The 20,453-nt window shown below is 41.5% G+C and carries 15 protein-coding genes and 2 pseudogenes; all 17 read right to left on the bottom strand.

The window, feature by feature from the left end:
• A pseudogene (cpsG, locus tag ACLD4K_RS16390) lies at positions 1–745 on the bottom strand (colanic acid biosynthesis phosphomannomutase CpsG); the annotation flags it as partial.
• A gap of 20 nt (positions 746–765) precedes the next feature.
• Complete coding sequence (locus ACLD4K_RS16385; RefSeq protein WP_052907458.1) at positions 766–2,190, bottom strand: mannose-1-phosphate guanylyltransferase/mannose-6-phosphate isomerase; 1,425 nt, start codon at positions 2,188–2,190, stop codon at positions 766–768.
• Positions 2,191–2,193: 3 nt separating this feature from the next.
• Positions 2,194–2,982, bottom strand: a complete 789-nt coding sequence (locus tag ACLD4K_RS16380) for a glycosyltransferase family 2 protein (RefSeq protein ID WP_001629774.1) — start codon at positions 2,980–2,982, stop codon at positions 2,194–2,196.
• 71 nt (positions 2,983–3,053) lie between these two features.
• Positions 3,054–4,196, bottom strand: a complete 1,143-nt coding sequence (locus ACLD4K_RS16375; RefSeq protein ID WP_052907457.1) for a glycosyltransferase — start codon at positions 4,194–4,196, stop codon at positions 3,054–3,056.
• Entirely contained in the window at positions 4,186–5,217 is a 1,032-nt protein-coding gene (locus ACLD4K_RS16370; protein ID WP_411012158.1) for a glycosyltransferase family 4 protein, read from the bottom strand. Before ACLD4K_RS16370 ends, ACLD4K_RS16375 begins: the two co-directional genes overlap by 11 nt.
• On the bottom strand, positions 5,214–6,074 hold the full coding sequence (locus ACLD4K_RS16365) for a glycosyltransferase family 2 protein (RefSeq protein WP_052907455.1): 861 nt from the start codon (positions 6,072–6,074) through the stop codon (positions 5,214–5,216). The genes ACLD4K_RS16370 and ACLD4K_RS16365 overlap by 4 nt, the downstream gene beginning before the upstream one ends.
• Entirely contained in the window at positions 6,067–7,434 is a 1,368-nt protein-coding gene (gene wzy / locus ACLD4K_RS16360; RefSeq protein WP_139386603.1) for an O-antigen polysaccharide polymerase Wzy, read from the bottom strand. The genes ACLD4K_RS16365 and wzy overlap by 8 nt, the downstream gene beginning before the upstream one ends.
• On the bottom strand, positions 7,421–8,662 hold the full coding sequence (locus ACLD4K_RS16355; protein WP_052907454.1) for an oligosaccharide flippase family protein: 1,242 nt from the start codon (positions 8,660–8,662) through the stop codon (positions 7,421–7,423). Before ACLD4K_RS16355 ends, wzy begins: the two co-directional genes overlap by 14 nt.
• Before the next feature lie 688 nt (positions 8,663–9,350).
• Positions 9,351–9,770: pseudogene (locus ACLD4K_RS16350) on the bottom strand (UDP-N-acetylglucosamine 4-epimerase); the annotation flags it as partial.
• 125 nt (positions 9,771–9,895) lie between these two features.
• Entirely contained in the window at positions 9,896–10,909 is a 1,014-nt protein-coding gene (gene galE, locus ACLD4K_RS16345) for a UDP-glucose 4-epimerase GalE (RefSeq protein ID WP_052907452.1), read from the bottom strand.
• 341 nt (positions 10,910–11,250) lie between these two features.
• On the bottom strand, positions 11,251–12,144 hold the full coding sequence (galF, locus tag ACLD4K_RS16340) for a GalU regulator GalF (protein ID WP_001667086.1): 894 nt from the start codon (positions 12,142–12,144) through the stop codon (positions 11,251–11,253).
• Positions 12,145–12,370: 226 nt separating this feature from the next.
• Complete coding sequence (locus ACLD4K_RS16335; protein ID WP_183060657.1) at positions 12,371–13,366, bottom strand: N-acetyl-alpha-D-glucosaminyl-diphospho-ditrans,octacis-undecaprenol 4-epimerase; 996 nt, start codon at positions 13,364–13,366, stop codon at positions 12,371–12,373.
• A 151-nt stretch (positions 13,367–13,517) separates the two neighbouring features.
• Positions 13,518–14,921: a colanic acid biosynthesis protein WcaM gene (gene wcaM, locus ACLD4K_RS16330; RefSeq protein ID WP_411012157.1), complete on the bottom strand. Its 1,404-nt coding sequence runs from the start codon at positions 14,919–14,921 to the stop codon at positions 13,518–13,520.
• 10 nt (positions 14,922–14,931) lie between these two features.
• Entirely contained in the window at positions 14,932–16,152 is a 1,221-nt protein-coding gene (gene wcaL, locus ACLD4K_RS16325) for a colanic acid biosynthesis glycosyltransferase WcaL (RefSeq protein WP_411012156.1), read from the bottom strand.
• A complete protein-coding gene (wcaK, locus tag ACLD4K_RS16320; RefSeq protein WP_411012155.1) occupies positions 16,149–17,429 on the bottom strand; it encodes a colanic acid biosynthesis pyruvyl transferase WcaK in 1,281 nt (426 codons plus the stop codon). The genes wcaL and wcaK overlap by 4 nt, the downstream gene beginning before the upstream one ends.
• 21 nt (positions 17,430–17,450) lie before the next feature.
• On the bottom strand, positions 17,451–18,929 hold the full coding sequence (gene wzxC, locus ACLD4K_RS16315) for a colanic acid undecaprenyl disphosphate flippase WzxC (protein ID WP_115285864.1): 1,479 nt from the start codon (positions 18,927–18,929) through the stop codon (positions 17,451–17,453).
• Between the two features lie 101 nt (positions 18,930–19,030).
• Entirely contained in the window at positions 19,031–20,425 is a 1,395-nt protein-coding gene (gene wcaJ, locus ACLD4K_RS16310; protein ID WP_411012154.1) for an undecaprenyl-phosphate glucose phosphotransferase, read from the bottom strand.
• Between the last annotated feature and the right edge of the window lie 28 nt (positions 20,426–20,453).

Genomic DNA, 20,453 nt, shown 5'->3' with positions numbered 1-20,453 from the left:
CGAAGTCGCCGTCAAAGGCGATGCCCATGTCCGCCCCGTGTTCAATAACGGCCTTACGGGTGTCGTCGCGACACTCCGGCAGCAACGGGTTGGGAATGCCGTTCGGGAAGGTGCCGTCCGGGGTGTTGTGGATTTTGATGAACTCCACCGGCGCGCCCAGCGCCTTCAGACGCGCTTCGATGGCGTCAATGACCGGCCCCGCCGCCCCGTTGCCGGAATTCACCACCAGCTTCAGCGGGGTGAGATTGTTAACACTGATGTAGGCGAGCAGGTGGTCGATGTAGGCGTCGCGCAGGCTGATTTGTCTGTAGCTGCCGCGCGCGGCGTCGTTCACCGGCGGGAAATCGCCCGCTTCCGCCAGACGCTGAACGTCGCGCAGACCGGTGTCGCCGCTTATCGGGCGGGCGCCCTCGCGCACCAGCTTCATACCGTTGTAGTCCATCGGGTTATGGCTGGCGGTCACTTCAATACCGCCGTCCACGCCGAGGTGGAAGGTGGCGAAGTAAATCTCTTCGGTGCCGGACATACCGATATCCAGCACGTCGACGCCCGCGTCCTGTAACCCTTTCGCCAGCGCCAGCTTCAGCGCCTCGCTGGTCAGGCGCACGTCGCCGCCCAGCACGATGGTTTTCGGTTTTAAATATTCGCCGTAAGCGCGGCCAATCCGCCACGCGATATCTTCATTGAGCTCTTCGCCCAGCCTGCCGCGAATGTCGTAGGCCTTGAAACAGGTTAATTTATTCATTGCTCCCCTAATGTTCAATATCAAACTCTGCCATATTTATCTGCAAAGCGTATAATATCATCCTCTTCAAGATATGCTCCAGAACGTACTTCAATTAATTCTAAGGCGATTTTTCCAGGATTTTCCAAACAGTGTTTTGCCCCAATCGGAATATAGATTGATTCATTTTCACCTAGCAATCTAACTTCATCATTAATAGTCACCCTAGCTGTACCAGCAACTACGATCCAATGTTCAGCTCGATGGTAATGCATTTGTAAAGAAAGACCTTCCCCGGGTTTAACAGTTATTCGTTTAACCTGATACCGTTCACTGGAATCAATGGAGTCATATTTGCCCCAAGGACGATACACTTCACGGTGTTTTTGATGCTCATATCGGCCATTTCTTTTTAGAGTATCAACAATATTTTTGACATTTTGCGAAGCACTTCTTTCGGCAACTAATACAGCATCTTTTGTGCAAACAATTACAAGGTCATTTATACCAATAGTTGTCAGTAAGCAGCCATCTGCATGCAAATAACTATTTACAGTGTCTAATGCTACAACATCTCCATTAATTACATTATTTTCAATATTTTTAACTGCCACATCCCATACTGATGACCATGAACCAACATCACTCCAACCAGCATCCATAGGAACGACAATCGCATCAGAAGTCTTCTCCATAACAGCATAGTCAATAGAATCCGATGGGCAGGTTTGGAACGACTGCTGATCAATTCGAATAAAATCTAAGTCAGCATGAGAAAGTGCTAATGCTTTTGTACAAGCCTCAATGATATCTGGGCGGAATTTTTTCAACTCTTCAATATATTTACTTGCTTTGAAGAGAAACATGCCGCTATTCCAATAATATTCCTGACTTGAGACATAGGTGGCTGCTTTTTCAATGTCTGGTTTCTCGACAAAAGCTGAAACATTGAAAGCTAAATAACTTGCGCAAGTATTAACCGAATCTCCACGTTTTATATAACCATAACCGGTCTCAGGTTTAGTCGGAACAATTCCAAATGTAACTAACTTATCACTCTCGGCATAATAGCAAGCTGACATTATCGCTCGTCGAAAAGAGGTTTCATCGTTGAATACATGGTCTGCCGCAAGTATTAACATCAATGGATCTTTTGCATCTTCTATATTTTTCAAAGCGGCTAATGCTATAGCTGGCGCTGTATTTCTTCCAAAAGGCTCCAGTATTATACTTTCAGGCTTTCTATTAGTGGCACGAATTTGCTCAGCCGTAATAAATCGATGTTTTTCATTACATATTAAAACCGGGGCTTCTACAGGTAACCCTTCTAATCGACTTAGGGTACGCTGAAGCATCGATTCACTTGCATTAATATTAAGAAATTGTTTTGGAAATAACTCTCGAGACAAAGGCCATAATCTCGTGCCATTCCCCCCACAAAGAATAACTGGTTGAATATAATTCATATATTATTTCTCAACATTAATATAAGGTGCTGAACGTTTATGCAACAAAAAAGCATTTTTACAATACATTATCCAAAAAAATAAAGACTTATGGAAAGAAATCAATTCGATCTTTCTGTAAATATGCCAAACCGTTTTAACTGCTCTAAGCTTATTTGAGGAGCGTGTATTCTCTGAAAGTCTATATCTAGCAAGATCATATGGAATACGATGCCCTACATAGCCTCTTTTTAAAAGATCACTCCATGCAAGAAAATCTTCTGCAATAACATTTTCAATACTAGGGAAAAAGGGTAAGTCTCCCAAAGTTCGGTCAAACATTATAGTTAAGCAGCCCAATCCACGTCGGGTATGAAGAGTATACCAATCTAATATATTGGAACTACATACAATATCCCCAACCAGCAGTCCATCACTACTCATATGTCTGTAATCATGATACGAGAAATGATATTGATTTTTCAACATTTCAGATACTTGAATTTCTAGTTTATTTTTACACCATTCATCATCAGCATCTAAAAATGCAATAAAACGTCCTTTTGCGAGCTTAATCGCATTATTCCTTGTGCTCCCCGGACCTTGATTGGAGGCATTCTTATAAACTTTTATTCTATGATCATTTTTTGCGATATTATTCAAAACTTCAAAAGTGTTATCAGTAGAACAGTCGTCAATTATAATCATTTCCCATGACTGGTACGTTTGTTCTTTGACTGTTTTAAGCAAATTATCAACCCAAGTAGCGGAATTATATATAGGAGTTATAATTGAAACCAAATCATTATTCATAAGATTTTATCTGCGTTAACATATTTTATAATTCGACACCAGCTATAATTAACATCTAGAGCAAGCAAATGTTATTCTATGGCTAAGAGAACATCTAACTCTTTCCCAGTAAATCTTTTTAGAGAATAGTATTTATCCTGCATTGAGCTGATAACATCCTTATTGAAAATATCATTTTTAATTGAGTATGCTATTGGTGCGTTAACATCTTTTATAACTGTAACGCAGTTTTTATCATTAACAATATCCTCATATCCTACCATCGTATGTTCTGTAGCATATATATGCAGTCCATATGATAAAGCTTCAGCAACCTTTGTCTTCATTCCACTCCCCATAACTAATGGAGAATAAAAAATATCACATGCACATAATAAGGAAGACATTTCTGAATTAGATAGATCGTTGAATGCAATCAAATTATCTAACACCGGTAAATGTAAGGTTGATAGTTTACGTCCTGCGAGAATAAAAAGAATATCTTTCTCATTTTTGGCTTGACTAATTATTTTATGAGCGGCATCTATATTCGGAAAAAAATCGAATGAGGCAGTAAATATTAACTTACGCCTTTCATCAACCTGCACTTTCAAAAGACGTTCTGAAAAATCTTTAGAGAGAGTTTCTTTGCATACACCAGGAGTAAAAATGACAGGCAGTATTAAGCTTTTTGAATTAATTTCCCCATAGTAGCATTCCATTGATATTTTATCATGATTAGTTATATATGAAACTAAATTTGCTTTTTTCAATCCTAACCATTCATTGAATTTTACAATGACTCTTTCCCATACTATACCTAGAGATAATTTTTTTTGGCTAACTAAATCATATTCAAAATTATCGGTAAACAGAATTATTTTCTTATTTGGATAAAACAATCTACATAACAAACAAAGCAACCCCAGTCTAGAATTATGAAACCCAATAATTTCATTTTCTTTAAAAATTTTCATTAACGAAAATAAGTATGGTATATAAAAAGAGGGTAAAAAAAGTAAACGTGAAAAAATATCCTGAAAATAACCTTTTGTAAAAGATAAATGTTTAAAATCTTTATCATCAAAAATAAACTTAGATGAATACTTATCAATCAATGTTAAATCAACGTTATTTTTTTTAAGAAAAGAAACAATTGTTCGTAGATATAATCCTCCACCTGTTAATTCATTATAAGAATTGATTGATACCAGACATATCTTTTTAGTTACCACAACGAAATTCCTTTTTTAACAACTCCATATAACATACATCAGAGAACACATCACGATTATTATAAATATTCATTCTTAAATTATGATATTCTCTATCAGGCAATGACATTATATATTCAATTTTTGAAATCATATCATCTTTATTATTTACCATAAAGACACCACAATAATTTTCAGTAGACAATTCACGTATCGCCCCCACATTATATCCAACAACCGGTGTACCACAACACAATGATTCGACTGTTACTAACTCAAACCCTTCATATTTAGATGGTAAAATAAGCACTTTAGCATTTTTGAATATATCTGGCATCGACTCATATGATACACCTATACTAATTTTAACATTAGAAAGCTCATACAATTCAACTGTTGGTGCAATACTTGATACAAAGTGAAAAGTATAACCGGAGAGAGTAGTGCATATATCAATAAGCTCCGATATTCCTTTACCTTTCTCCAGACGGCCTACAAAAATAATTTCTTTACTATTAGCGGGACCTAATTGATTAAACTTATCAATATTTATGTAATTCCGAACAACGCAAATTTTATTTGTATTAACTGAGTACAAATCGACCCATTCCTGCATTACTTTTTTTGATACAGCCCATATTTTTTTTGAGAGTCGGCCTGAACATTTTTCATAAAATGCTGTAATACCACTACCAGAAAAATTTTTTATTTCTGTTTGGTTGATGGTTTCGAAGTAACATTTCATATTCCCATGGGCGATAAGAAGATCATTTTTATAAAAGGGACAAGAATAACCATGTGATATTGTTAAAAATTTATTTCTTATAATTCGCTTAAAATTGAAGAATATAGAAACAATTAGTGGGTATAAAAATAGCGAAGCCTTCCTGCTTTTTATTTTCCTTGTGAGTAAAAAGTAATTTCTGTCTATTAATATTACTTCAAACCCTAAATTAGTTAGCATATTCTTTTGTTGAGCGACTACTCGCTCAACTCCACCCTGTCCTCCTTCCCCATTAAAAGCAGCAATGTAAACTTTCATTTAATTAATTTCCTCCCAAACGCAATAAACTTTGAATAAATAAATAAAAATTGTCGATAAAATATCGTATGATTATCATTTGTGAGATTATTTATTTCTGCATTATACCTTTTTAAAAAGGTATAATTATTGATTATGCTTTCATAATGATATTTAACTTTATTTGATGTTCTTGCCCCCCCCGTTGCCTTCTGAGGAGGTAAATTTATTAATAGCGCTTGAGAGTCGTAAACAAATTTGAGGCCTTTTATATATAAAGAGAGCATAAAATCAGTTTCTTCTCGGTAACAGTTACCAAAATAACTTAAATTAAACCGATGATTACCAAGCTTACTTTTCTCAACTAAGATAAGCGCCTGAGCATAAAAACACTCCACTGGTTCTCCTAAATCAGCAGTGAAGTTGAATTCTAGTTTACTAAGATCACTGCGGAATAGACCATGTTTTTTATGTCTATGAATACATTGTTCAAATGCGCTCTCCTCTTTATTCATATATAAAATCCTAGCGCCAATAACATCAGCGTTAGTTAATAACTTCGTTTTCAACAACTGTTTAATAGCCCCAGGCATTAAAAAAGAATCATCATCTCCAAAAAAAATATACTTACCTTTAGCAACTTCAATACCTTTATTTTTTGAAGACATCTGTTTAAGATTTCTATCATTCACAAGAATAATTAGATCTGGGTATTTTTCCTTTATCTCTAAAAGAACTTTTTCAGTATTATCCGTTGAGCAATCATTAATTACAATAACCTCAAGAACCTCTTCCTGAAAATAGCTGGGAATTATTTCCCATAACAAATGAGCTCTATTATAACTAGGTATAATTATACTAACATTGCGTTCAACCATTATTAAATCTTCTCATTTTAATATTCACGTAAAATGTAAATAAAAATACCACAATAATGCCTTTAACTGCATAAGGGAAAAAATAGAACAAGGTTTCTCTGGGTATAAATAAAACAGATGGTAGAGAGCTATAATATACAAAATAAAAAGTTTTATTATATCTGGTAAATACTTCCAGCTTATTAATAAGAAATAAAACTATAAATGGAATAATAAAGCATCCTATTAGTCCCATAGCTAGATATGATTCACCAAGATAGCTTCCTCCTAATCCAAACCCTTGTTCATATAATTGTGGGTTCGCAGTTTTAGATGCCAAATGGCTGTAACTAATTCCAGGTAAATATACCTGAACTCCTAACACTGAAGATATAGTAATTAATAGTTGACTGATTAAATAATGAAATTCAAACATTCCCGAGATCAAACTTATTTTAACCGATTGGTAAAGTGTAATATATGATACTCCCATTCCATATATAAATTGCACGAGTGGATTATCGCCTTCAATAAGAGCAATAAAACTGCCGCCTGACCGCCACATCGAAACAAATTCACTTATAATAAAAACAGCAATAAATATTAAAAACATTTTCAATAGTAAGCTAATATTGCTTACTTTCCTCTCATTATAATAAATACAAAAGACTGTAAGCAAGAATGTAACAAACTCCCCTCGACTACCTTTCATGGCACTAAAAGCAGCAATCAATATTGATATTAATAAAAATGATTTATTAACTCGGAATTTGTCATAAAATGCACATATGAGGAAAAATGAACAATAAAAAAGATATGATAAAAAATTATATCCCATGGGTAAATTTACTTTATCTTGATAAATTCCAACATAACTATTCGACTCAATGAAGGAATAAAAATAAAAACCTTTAAGGATTTGTCCTAATGAGCCAAAAAGAAAAAGTATAGACAAAAATATAATATTAGGTTTTATTTTATTTATATTGTAACATTCTCTATGTGCTGAATTATTATTACTTAATATCAATGCAACACTATATCCAAAATACATAAAAGAAACAGCATAATTAGTATAGATAACATTCTCATCTAAATAACCAGTTATAAACCAATCGGCATTTCTATAATCGAAACTTGTGAATAATGAGAGAAATGGCCTACAACCAAGGAAAACAAAGGAAGAAATAATTAATAAACTTGCAGGGGAGGTTATTTTATTACAACAATAGCATATAAAAAAAACGCTTAGTGTGGATATACAAAGTATGTATAAGGATCGATTTATACCATCATCGATAATTAACGACATCAAGATACTTAATAACAAAGTTAAATATAATATTAACAATGGTTTTTTTCTGGTTTTAATCTGAAACATATCCCATCCATACCCTCTTAGCTATATTTAATAAGAATAAAAAAACCAGAAACTCACCCATTAGATTAAGAATGACTCCACCAAGAACGTTATAATATGTTATAAAATACCATGATAAAGAAACTACCAAAATTCCTGATATCAGATTAGCACTACGTAACGATTTAACATTATCAGTAGGGATAAGCAGTTGGACGCCAAGAACATTATTCAAAGATGAAAATATAGTAATAATCGATGCAGTCGCTATAATAGTAAATGGAACATCCACTTTTCCAATAATTTTTGCAACAAACTGGCCCAGCACAAGATAACATAAGCATGCCAAAGAACTTATAATTAAATGGATATAAAAGCTTTTCCGAATTCTAAGTAAAAAATCTTTTTTTATGCTATCTCTTGATACTTCTGAGAGCATAAACTGTGAAACTGGTGTAATTAAACTTTGGCATGCGGTTGTTAGTTTTTGGATAATAGAGTAAACAGCCAGACTTGAGTTACCACAATAGTTACCGATTAGTATTGGAATTAATCCACCATACCCTATAGTTCCCAGAACGCCAATGAACACATTTCCAGCCTTCTTAAACTCAAGGAAACATTCTTTGAAATTGATATCATCTTTATTAATTTTATATATTTTTCTATTAAGACTAATATAACATAAAACCAACGTGCTATTTTGTAATAAACTAATAATAAATATATTTACTCCACCACCCAGCAAATATAATATCAAAACGATAAATAATGTTACCCTACTTATTATTTGTGATATTGACAGTAGTTTGAAATTTCCTGTACCTTGAAATAACCACAGTGGCATCAACACATTACCAAGAGCGCACAAGAAGATTGATAATATATACATCGGTGTTAAGTTAAGAACACTAAAAAATGACATTAACAAAATAAAAGTAATTACAATAGCAAAAAGAATAAATTTTATAAAAATTATTTTCGAATAATATTGTTGTAATTTACATTCATTATCCCGATACCGAGAAGCAACAACTGGTGCTGTATACGTAAAACCAAAATCAATAAATAATGAGGACACTTGATAAATTGATGTAATATACATTAACTCACCATAGTCCGCTAAACCAATATGACTTATTATAATCGGTATAATAATAATCGGTATAATGTAATTACATAATTGTAATGCATAAAGCCCTAAAAAAACATCTCTTACAATTTTTTTGAAGCCAATATAATTAAACAAGATTTTATCCCTATATTATTCTCATAATTTTATTTGTACAATATCGGCGACGTTTTAATCAAAGATGATATTATTTTCAATCATGCTACAAACTATAAATTTAAAGATAATGACTTACTATATATTATCTTTAACCCATTTAAATCACTGTCAACCTACAACTAACTATCTTATACGCTTATCAAATCAAATAATATCATGCGAGATATTATTAACTTATCCTTGATTATTCCTATAATATTATAAAAATAACAATATTTAAACCTCTCACAACAGCTACCGTATTACTTTTAGCCAATAAAGTCCAGCCCATGCTTATCAAAGACATAACCATTATATACCAAGCTATTACGCTTGATTCAATAAACTTTAAAATTATGACTGTATGAGGTGATTATATGCTTTTTAGCATATAGTGCTACTGTAATTTTATTCTATCTTCACCAAAATATTTTCCTTGTTAAATTTATGGTTCAACTCTCTTTATATCCAACAAAGAAGGAAAAGAAAGCTATTCACCATCAAAAAATTGTAACGAGCAAGATTCCAAGCTTTTTTAAAATAAGCCCCGATTTTTAGTTATCCGAACATACCCTAATATATAATTAATATCATTTTTCAATATGAGTTGGTATTATTTATTACACTAACTAACCAGTGCCGACAATATCTATAATCAGATCTTAGATTACTCAAAAATAAAAGTAATATAGTATTTCTTATCATGTGCAAATTTGTATTGAAATAAACACTCCAGTCTCTGTAATATAAGATATATGGAGCAACAACTCCAGAATTATGCAATTTTGTTTCATCAAACTGAGGCACTGTGCAGGCAGAACTCACTGCATACTTTTTACTAATTGCCTTGCTCAGAATGTCAAAGCAATATCCGCCTAACATGCCCAGTGGATAAGACAAATGCACGGATGAAAACTTTTTCTCTTAACCTTTTTTCGATTTCAGCCATTAATTGATTCATATTTAGGTCTGGCTTATCAACATAATTATAAACTTCATAACTTTTCGTTATATTCTTAAGCTTGTACTTAATGAACTCAGCGATGTTTCCAATATAAGCCATTGATTTATAGTTATCCACAGGCCCACTATTTCAGTAGGTGTAAAATTAACCTGGATTTCAGTGATTTTTTGCCTCTGTTGCCGTACTACTACTTTTAATTTTATTATCGTAAATGCAATTCAATTAATACCATGTTAATATATTAATGATTAATAGCCATCTGGGTTTTTTATTTGCCAACGCCAAACATCCTGCAGCATTTCTTTTAAATCTTTGGTTGCTATCCATTTTAATTTACTTCTAGCCAAATCGGCAGATGCCCATGACTCTGCTATATCCCCAGTACGTCTTTCACAAATCTCAAATGGTATTGTTGTATTGGCAATTTTTTCGAACATACGCACTACTTCAAGTACAGAATATCCACGACCAGTTCCTAAATTGAATACCTCATAATTAACATCATTTAAAAATATATAATCTAATGCTTTTACATGGCCTAAAGCCAGGTCAGAAACATGTATATAATCTCTAATGCCTGTTCCATCTTTTGTGGGATAATCATTCCCGAATACATGTAACTTTTGTAATTTTTTTTGTGCAACCTTACTTATATAGGGTATAAGATTATTAGGTATACCATTGGGATTTTCTCCCATCATCCCAGAGGAGTGAGCACCAGTAGGATTAAAGTATCTTAAAGAAACAATAGAGAAATTTGGGTCACTCTTACAAAGATCTTGAAGTATTAATTCCATCATATATTTTGATGTCCCATAAGGATTAGTTGTTCCTCCTATGGGATCACTTTCCTTATTAGGTGCAATATTTTTATTGCCATAAACTGTAGCTGAGGAGCTAAATATCATTTTCCTAACATCAAACTGTTTCATTACTTCAAGTAAGCTAAGTGTCCCTGTAAGATTGTTAGAATAATAATCTAAAGGATAAGCATTTGATTCTCCAACAGACTTTAATGCGGCAAAATGTATGACTGCATCAATTTTATTATCCAAAAAAATATTTTTTAAAAGAGATTTATCACGAACATCTCCTAAATAAAAATTTATTTTTTTGTGCATTATTTTTTCAATACGCTTTATAGATTCAAATGATGAATTACATAAATTATCAAGCACAATGACGTTATAATTATTTTCAAGCAACGATATTATAGTATGCGAACCTATATATCCCGCCCCACCAGTAACTAAAATCAACATCTTTTGTCTCCCACAAAAGACTAGCAATTTATTTACACACGCTACCGCCCCTGGCTCATCAGCTACCAGTGCACTGCGTACATATCGACTTGTTACAAACCTCGCCCATACAGGGCAAAGCTCACTAAAACTTAAACGCCAATTGTCTTATCAATTGCCGTTAGAAACAAGGATAAATCTTATAAAATCAGCATTAAAATGCTCCAGATAACCCCTTGTTACTTAAGTCCTTTATACAAAACTAAAACGGCAGTCAACACTCGTTTCAGCCAACTTGCCGCTTCGAATGTTCACTGCCGTTATTATGTTTATCACCAACCATTTATCACGGTTGTTAATACTTATTCATGCAAAAGCTGCTCTATGCTCTTACGGAACTTCGTCCCTTCTTTCAGGTTACGCAGCCCATATTTCACAAATGCCTGCATGTAGCCCATTTTTTTACCGCAGTCATAGCTGTCGCCCGTCATTAGCATCGCGTCAACCGACTGTTTTTTCGCCAGCTCAGCAATGGCATCGGTGAGCTGGATACGGCCCCAGGCGCCCGGTTCGGTTCTTTCCAGTTCCGTCCAGATGTCGGCTGAAAGCACATAACGGCCTACTGCCATCAGATCGGAATCCAGCGTCTGCGGCTGATCCGGTTTTTCGATAAACTCCACGATCCGGCTGACTTTGCCTTCATTATCCAGAGGTTCTTTCGTCTGGATAACGGAATACTCCGATAAATCACCTTTCATGCGCTTCGCCAGCACCTGGCTACGACCCGTATCATTGAAACGCGCCACCATCGCCGCAAGGTTATAGCGCAGCGGATCGGCGGTAGCATCATCAATAATAATATCCGGGAGTACCACAATGAAAGGGTTATCGCCCACGACCGGACGCGCGCACAGAATAGAGTGCCCCAGCCCTAACGGCTGCGCCTGGCGAACGTTCATAATCGTCACGCCCGGTGGGCAGATAGATTGCACTTCCGCCAGAAGCTGACGCTTAACGCGCTGCTCAAGAAGTGATTCAAGTTCATAAGAGGTGTCGAAGTGGTTCTCAACGGCATTTTTAGACGCGTGAGTCACCAGTACGATTTCTTTGATCCCTGCAGCCACAATCTCATCGACAATGTATTGAATCATCGGTTTGTCGACGATCGGTAGCATCTCTTTTGGGATTGCCTTGGTGGCAGGCAACATGTGCATACCCAACCCTGCTACCGGTATAACTGCTTTCAAATTAGTCATTATCTCTCCTACCTCTAAATGGCTGATAAAGTATAGACTTTCGCTACGTGTTAGCCAGTTTATATAAATAGCCCCCCAACTTGCTGTAATAACTACAGTTATGTTGCGGTAAACCATCTACTAACACTACACTTCATCAGCTATGTGGGTATTCAGATTACTCGGAATTGAGCGCATCAATATACCCAAGTATGGCATGCGGTACTTCATGGCAAACATAGCAGCATCACTCGGAAACGAATGTAATGTCATCTTGCTTTGCATGAACAAACTCATATTGCAGTGTACGATCCAACCCCTGAGATAAGGTGTATGGCGCAACAAAACCAGAAGAATGCACTTTTGTTGCATCAAACTGCGTTGTCGCACAGAATTTTTTAACACGAACCGAGCTTACAGCATACTTCTTGCCCGTTACTTTGCTCAGAATATCGAAACAGTAGCCTCCCAGCATACCTAATGGATATGGAAGGTGCATCGATGGGATTTTTTTCCCCAGGCTCTGTTCTACCTCGGCAACCAGTTGATTCATATTCAGATCAGGTTTATCAACATAGTTATAAACTTCATAGCCCGCCGTAACATTCTTGAGTTTGAATTTGATAAACTCGACGATATTACCAACATAAGCCATTGATTTATAGTTAGTTCCCGAACCAACCATCGCAAATTTACCACCAGCGATCTGTTTCAAGAGATTGTAGACATTACCGCGGTTACGCTCCCCGAAAATAACGGTAGGACGAATTATGGTCAAAGAACGCTCATTCGGCGCTTTAGCATGCCACTCACGCAAAACTTCTTCTGCTTGCCATTTGCTTTTTCCGTAATGATTAAAAGGATCGTGAGGGTGCGTTTCGTCAGGATTTTTCTTGTTGAGGCCATAGACTGCAACAGAACTGGTGAAGATGATGTTTTTTACGCCATTTTTTTCCATCGCCGCCAGTACGTTACGTGTCCCCTGGACGTTGACATCATAATAAAGCGAGGTAGGACTGACGTCATCACGATGCTCTGCAGCCAATAGTACGACTGTATCAAAACCAGCCAGCGTCTGATCAAGGATTTGTTGGTCACGAACATCGCCAATCCGGGTAATCTCTGGATAGAAATGGCTTTGCTGTTTATCCAGATTCTTGATATTAAAATCATCCACAGCCGTTTCAAGGAGTCGGGTTCCTACGAATCCGGAAGCACCAATGAGCAAAACGTTATCGTTCATAAATCACTTAGTCTGGTTGAAATACAAGAAAACAAGATAAAGATGAGTATCTTCCCTGAGTAGTCAACGCTGCTCAGTCCCAGCTTTAACGGTATCGGATGATTATAATCTTTTACTGGATGATATCCACTAAGATTGTGCCGCCTGGATTTTACCCTCCCCGCTTCGGCAGCGGAAAATTCACCGCTTCGACATTCACGGTTTGGTGATTAATCCTGTCGATATCCACAGAACTCTGCCCGTTTTCATTGATGGCATGAACATTAGCGAGGGAAAGCAGCGTGTCCTGGCGGGCCATAAATTGACCACGGACATCTTTACGCAAATCGAAGTGCATTTTTAACGCCGGGCCAATCGCTGAAGTTTGCATCACGTTGATATTACGCAGAAAGAGGTGCTGCGGTTGATTATGCAGTTCCAGCGTAGCACGCGTCATCCGTACATTGGTGATGGCGACAAAAGAGGGGGTGTTGCCGGAGGAAATTTGAATACCGCGCAATTTATAAGCAACCTGGCGGTTATCCAACCGAATAGCGTTTAATTTAAAGTTTTGCGGAATTGACAGGTATTTTCCTTTAGCGACGCCATAGCCGATGAGCATCCCGGCACTATTCGTCATATCAATATTATCAATGACAAAATTATCACAGCCATAAATTGCGATCGTTGCGTTATCAATACCCGCATTTTTACTGAAATCGGGCGTGATGTTTTTGGCTTTGACATTGCGAATGACGAAATGTTTGCCATTTTCTACGTGTACCAGCTGTCGGCAATCAGATCCGGTAATATTGGCCACCACAAAGTTTTTTACTGCCTGGTCTTCAGGATAACTATTGTCATAGGTGCTACCCGCCAGCCCGATGCCGATCCCCCAGTTGATTTTGCCATTGGTACAATCAATGCGTTCGATGACATGATCGGAAATCAGGATGTCGCGGTCGTGAATCGCGACATTCCACTCAATGGCGTCCCCCTGTAAATCGCTAAAACGGCTATGCGTAATCCGCGCGCCGTCCATTTGGTTATGAAATCCCTGGCGGAGAATGGCGTAGTTGGCGTGGGTAACGGTGATGTCATCGATAATGAGATTACGCATCACCTGCGGTTCCTTACCGCCGATGAAAATTTGCGCGACGGGGCCAAAGCCGCTCATCGTCACGCCTTTAATCACACAGTCCGACCCGCGAACATCCAGCGTCACATTGTGCAGACTGCCGCCCTGCTCCCCCACCACCTGACACCCGTCCTGCAAAATAAACCGTCCCCGGCCATTCCCACGCACCGCGCCCTGTATCCGCAGCGTTTTTCCCGCCGGAATCGTTATCGCCGCATTGATATTTTCACACACCCATCCTGGCGGTACGACCACGGTCTGCCCGTCGGCGAAGGCCTGTTTGAACGAGGCGATACCGTCATCCGCCGGATAATCCTTAATATCGACGGTCTGGCGAGGTTCACGCGCCTGTACCGGCAAGGCGCGCAGAAAAGGAAGAACAGCAAGCGCGGAACCTGCCGTCAGGAGGGTACGTCGGGAGAATTTAGTCGTGGGCATACCACCTCGTTTATATCGTTTGTAGCAGGCTGGCTAACTGACGATTAATCGCCTGCTGATTAAAATCTTGCGCCACTTTTTCACGGGCACGCGTGATCACCGACTCCAGCGTGTCGTGGTCAATCCGGCTGAACTCAGCGAGTCGGGCCGCCAGCGCCTGCGCATCGTGTTCCGGCACCAGCCAGCCGGATTTGCCGGCCTCCACCAGTTCCGGAATACCGCTATGCACGGTAGACACCACGGGAATCCCCACCGCCATCGCCTCCATCAGCGCTACCGGAATACCTTCCATATCGCCATCCGTACCGGTAATCGACGGCAGCAAAAAAACATCGGCGTCATCCAGCATCGCCTTCACTTCATGGCTCGGTTTAAACCCCGGCATCTCAATGACATCCTCTAACTGATACTGCTCGATGAGCGTGCGCAGCCGACGTTCCCACGGGCCAATCCCCAGAATGCGGTAGCGAAACGCCACGCCCTGCGCTTTCAGTTGCCGACAGGCTTCAATCGCCACATGCAGGCCTTTTTTCTCGGTCAGGCGCGCGACGGAAATCATCTCCAGCGGCATTCCTGGCGCTTTCACCGGACGATGGGTAAAACGCGTCATGTCGACGCCCATGCGCGAAACGGCAATCTTTTCCGGCGGGCAGCCCATACTTTTCAGACGACCGGCCCACAGATCGCTGATGGGCAGCATCAGATCGCCACGACGAAACAACTGCTGATACTCCGGCGTGTAATGACTGAGCACTTCGCGGCTGGAGATATCAATCCCGTGGAAAATAGTCACGATTTTGCCGCGAAGCACGCCCAGTTCGCGTAGTTTGGCCGCCGTCACGCCCGCCGGACCAAAGTGTGCGATGAACACATCCGCCACAAAAGGCTGGCCCACCTGCGCGCAAATCGCGGAAAGGATCAAATTGCGTGATTCATCGCCATAGCGGGTAAAATTGAGCGCTTTCCAGGTCGCCGCCCGATGCAGCCCCGGCAGCGTTTTACATGCCCGGTAGCGCAGTTTCGCCAGCCGTCCCTGGGGCTCATCCTGTAACCAGCGGGTTTTCGCCGCCAGGCCATACTTCTCCCAGGCGGCGTGAGTATGTTGGGTATCGCCTTTTTGTAACGCGACAATCTCCACCTCATGGCCCATATCAATAAACGCAGTAATCTGATTCAGCACAAAGGTTTCCGATGAGAGTGGAAATTTCAGCAGAAAAAAGCTGACTTTCATTGTTCCTCCCGAATTCTGTCGAGAACGGATTTGATCATCGTGAACCCTTTCGCTCGCTCCCCGGTGACGGCGTTAGCCACTTTTGCCTTTAGCGCAGGCAATTGACTGAGCGTATCGGCCACCACGCTTTGTAATGAACCGTTCAGCAAGTGACGGATATCGATGGCCAATTCCGCCAGGCCTAGCTGCTGCATAATCCCGGCGGATTTATGCTCATAATTAATGGCGATGGCGGGCGTGCCAAAATTCATGGAGATAATGGCGGAATGCAGGCGCGTCCCGATGGTCAGTACGCAGGATGCGAGGATCTTTCCGATTTCCACGTCATTGAGTTCGTCCATCGCGATATGGAAATGCTCTGAGTCGTTTACATACTTCGCCATCCGTAACGCAACCATCCGGTCATCGCGGTTATAGCGATCAATACTGGTGCAGGTCGACAGCGCCAGTACCTGATAACCGTCCGCAATCAGGCGATTCACGACCTGGGCAAATGCCTGCTCATAGGCCTGCTGAGTGGTGCCCAGGCGTTTATCAAACGGCTCCAGATCGCGCAACGTAATCGCGACGGTTTTGCGGCGCCCGGTGACGTCCAGCCAGTGCTGCACAGCATAACTGGCGACAAACTCGTCGTGACGGCGTTCGACTAACCAGGCGGTATCCACCCCCTGCTCCACTTTCCGGGTATCGATCTGCGCGGCGGTCATCAGATCGCGGCTGACGGTTTCACGCAGGATCAGCGCACTGGTGCGCCCAAAAACATAATTGGCGAGCTGGTTAAAGTCAGGGTTCTGGAAAGGGCCGACGCTATGTCCCACCATATAAATTGGTTTATTCGCCATAAACGCGCACAGCGGATATTCAAAGTGAGTCAAACCGTATAAGTCGACATAGTTTGAACCGCCCACCTGAATGACGGCGTCATACTGCGCAATAAATTGCGCGAATTCGGCAAATTCCGGCGCGATAGCAAAATTACGCAGCGATCCTTCCTGGGCGACTTTAGACAATAAAATTTTATGCTGAAAACGACGGCGTAATACTTTTTTCACCCGACCGTTAAGCCCTGCCGCCGCCTGCTGTTTCTGGCTTAACTGATACAGCGGGTCGGCAATAATCGGGCGCCCCTGCAACCAGGCGGAACTCACCGGGAAACGGCTCATCACATCCATCTCCGCCTCTGGCGCCTGTTGACGGATGGCATCAAGCAAACCGCGCATAATGGCGCTATCACCACGGTTGCCGCATGTGTGGTTGCCTAAAATTAATAATTTCATAAATAGCCTCTTATATCCCCGTCATCCGACACGTAATAACTTTTTCAGTTTTGCACTGCCAACAAGCTGATTTTTTATTTCCATCACCAGCGCATTGCGTGAAAAAATAATCATCAAAATAAAACTCAAAATACCGACCATAACCTGTAGTGCGAATACCCCTGACAGCGGTAAATAGCCGTCGACCAACTTTCCTGCGCCGTAGCTGGTAATAAATGTTGGCAATGAGAGATAAAACGGTAGCCACAGGCTGAGAATATACTGACGATAGCTGGAGCCGAGTACCGGCTTAATCATCACGAAATAGCTCAGAATGGTGTTGATGATTTGCACCACCAGGAACCCCAGCGTCACGCCAATCGCCCCCGCCAGATGGCCGCCAATGAGAATTGCCGGGATAAACAGAAACGTTTTAAAGACGTTGAATTTAAAGCTGATATCCACGCGCGCTTTCGCCATCAGCAGCGAACCAATCGGGTTGCCGACCGAGCGCAGCAGCCCCACCACGCACAGCAATTGCAAGATCGGGATAATGCTGTTCCACTTCTCGCCAAACACTAACGGCACAAAATTGTTCGCCACTACCATCAGGCCCAACAGCGCGGGAAAATTGATAATTCCCACCACGGAAAGCAACTTATAGAAGTTGACGCGCAGCTTCTCGGTATCGTCCTGGATTTTGGCGAATGCCGGAAATAGCACGCGAGTAATGATGGGGTTAAGCTTCGCCGGCGGCACAACCGCCACGTTGTACGCGAGGTTATATCCCCCGGCGACGCTTGCGCCGAGAATTCTCGCCAGTACCAGCGTCGATAAATTCGTGTTGATGTAATTGACGATACTGTCCGCCGTCAGCCACGCGCCAAAACGCAGGTTCGTGGACACCGATGTCAGCGAAAAATGCAGTCCCGGACGGTAAATCTTGCGGCCAAAGTAACCAAAGAGCAGCGTTCGCACCGCACTGTTCACCAGATAGCCGAGAATCGCGGTTAACGCCAGCGGCCAGTAATGGGCGCTAATCACCGTAAAGGTGAACCCCGCCAGCACGGAGGTCGTTTCGATCATGCCGATCTTATTGAACTCCAGCTCTTTTTGCATCAGCGCGCGGAACTGCTGCCCGTGAGGGATCACAATAAACGCCAGCGACAACGTTTTGATTAACGGCGCGAGATCCGGGTTATGCAAAACATGGGCAATCGCATCGCTCAGCCAAAAGACCACCGCAAATACCACAATCCCAAGCCCAACGTTTAGCCAGTAGAGCGTGGTCAGCTCCAGATGCCCAATCGTTTTACGCTGGATAATCGAGTTCGCGATGCCAAAGTCCGAGATCGTGTCGGCCAGCGCGATAATCACCAGCGAGACGGTCAACAGGCCAAACTGGTGGTTGTCGATGATTCGCGCCAGCACCGTCATCTGAATTAACCCCAGACCGATAATCACTATCGTGGCGATAGCCGACCATTTCGCACCACTGATCGTTTTTTGTCGTAAACTCATTCTTTTCTCCAGAACCTGTTCACAAGGCATCATTGGCGCAGCCAGATTGAACACTGCCCTGGTGCAATATGGCAAGTAAAATAGCCTTGTGGGTCAGGTTCTTAATACGCTGCTTTATTAACAAACCCTTTAAAAATCGTCAGAAAAACGATTTTGATATCGAACCAAATACTCCATTCGCGGATGTATTCCAGGTCGAATTCCACGCGTTTTTCCATTTTCTCCAGCGTATCGGTCTCACCGCGCCAGCCATTAATTTGCGCCCAGCCGGTGATGCCCGGCTTCATCTTGTGGCGTAGCATGTAACCTTCAATCAACTGACGATACTGTTCGTTATGCGCCACCGCGTGAGGGCGAGGACCGACGATGGACATCCCGCCGGTTAATACATTGATAAACTGCGGCAATTCATCCAGCGAGGTACGACGCAAAAAGTTACCTACCCGGGTGACGCGCGGATCGTTTTGTGTCGCCTGGGTAACGACCTTATCGTTTTCCATCACCTTCATTGAGCGGAACTTCCAGACCTTGATCGGCTTGCCGTCCATCCCGTAGCGCGTCTGACGGAAAATCACCGGCCCGGGCGAACTCAATTTGACCGCCAGCGCAATGCAGCACAGTACCGGTGAGATGAGCAGCAGAATCAGCGACGCCAGCACGATGTCTTCTGCCCGTTTAAGCAGACGGTTAATCCCTGATAGCGGCGTGTCATACAGCGGAACGACCGGAACGCCGCTCATCTCCTCCACGCGCGAGTGGAGAATATTAAAGGTGAACACATCGGGAATAAGGATCACCGAGCAGGTGGTGTCGGCCAGCTCGCGCACCAGTTTTTTCACCATGGCGCCGTCGCTCATTGACATGGCGATATAAACATTGTGAATTCGCGAGGCTTTCGCATCGTCAATTAACTGCTCGAAGTTCCCGGCCCAGTCAGCAGAGACGCCGCCCGGTTTGGGATCGTGATAGACGCCCACCACCTCAAAACCCAGCCACGGCTCATTACGGAAGCTATCCAGCAACGTCTGGCCCGCAGGCAAATCTCCGGCGACGGCGACCCGGCGAGTGTTATAACCACGATTGCGTAGCCAGCCCGCGCCGAAACGAATAAATGAACGGCATAACACTAAGCCCAGGCTGGACAGCGCATACCAGGCCAGCCAGGTGGCGAGGCGGTTGTCAAAGTCATCATTAAACGCCACCAGACCGGCGCTGAAGATCAGGCTCAGCGTCCAGTTTTGCAGTAACAGCGTTAACTCTGTCGACATTTTGACGCCGCGCCAGGAGCGATAAAAATCGGTCATCCCGCCCAGCATTTGAAAAACAACCAGCGTAATCAGCACCACCAACAGGTGCATGTACAGGAATGGCAGTCCACTGACTTCACAGATGAACCACAGCCCGCCAAACATGATGGTGATATCTGAAAAGCGTTGCACCATAGAGATTAACGATGCATTGGTTTTGGCTCGTTCGCGCTTTTTTAGATTTGTCATCGTTGTTCCTGTGATTGGCCCCTTACCC

This window comes from Salmonella sp. 741265055_HSA (assembly GCF_046569525.1).
Classification (GTDB): Bacteria; Pseudomonadota; Gammaproteobacteria; order Enterobacterales; family Enterobacteriaceae; genus Salmonella; species Salmonella enterica.
Note: the sequence above shows the minus strand (reverse complement) of the source record. Positions and strands in the feature narration are given on the sequence as shown.

Bases quoted from the DNA above. Each gene is read 5' to 3' on its own strand.
- ACLD4K_RS16385 (WP_052907458.1), bottom strand. From the start codon at position 2,190: ATGAATTATATTCAACCAGTTATTCTTTGTGGGGGGAATGGCACGAGA.
- ACLD4K_RS16380 (WP_001629774.1), bottom strand. From the start codon at position 2,982: ATGAATAATGATTTGGTTTCAATTATAACTCCTATATATAATTCCGCT.
- ACLD4K_RS16370 (WP_411012158.1), bottom strand. From the start codon at position 5,217: ATGAAAGTTTACATTGCTGCTTTTAATGGGGAAGGAGGACAGGGTGGA.
- ACLD4K_RS16365 (WP_052907455.1), bottom strand. From the start codon at position 6,074: ATGGTTGAACGCAATGTTAGTATAATTATACCTAGTTATAATAGAGCT.
- wzy (WP_139386603.1), bottom strand. From the start codon at position 7,434: ATGTTTCAGATTAAAACCAGAAAAAAACCATTGTTAATATTATATTTA.
- galE (WP_052907452.1), bottom strand. From the start codon at position 10,909: ATGTTGATTTTAGTTACTGGTGGGGCGGGATATATAGGTTCGCATACT.
- galF (WP_001667086.1), bottom strand. From the start codon at position 12,144: ATGACTAATTTGAAAGCAGTTATACCGGTAGCAGGGTTGGGTATGCAC.
- ACLD4K_RS16335 (WP_183060657.1), bottom strand. From the start codon at position 13,366: ATGAACGATAACGTTTTGCTCATTGGTGCTTCCGGATTCGTAGGAACC.
- wcaM (WP_411012157.1), bottom strand. From the start codon at position 14,921: ATGCCCACGACTAAATTCTCCCGACGTACCCTCCTGACGGCAGGTTCC.
- wcaL (WP_411012156.1), bottom strand. From the start codon at position 16,152: ATGAAAGTCAGCTTTTTTCTGCTGAAATTTCCACTCTCATCGGAAACC.
- wcaK (WP_411012155.1), bottom strand. From the start codon at position 17,429: ATGAAATTATTAATTTTAGGCAACCACACATGCGGCAACCGTGGTGAT.
- wzxC (WP_115285864.1), bottom strand. From the start codon at position 18,929: ATGAGTTTACGACAAAAAACGATCAGTGGTGCGAAATGGTCGGCTATC.
- wcaJ (WP_411012154.1), bottom strand. From the start codon at position 20,425: ATGACAAATCTAAAAAAGCGCGAACGAGCCAAAACCAATGCATCGTTA.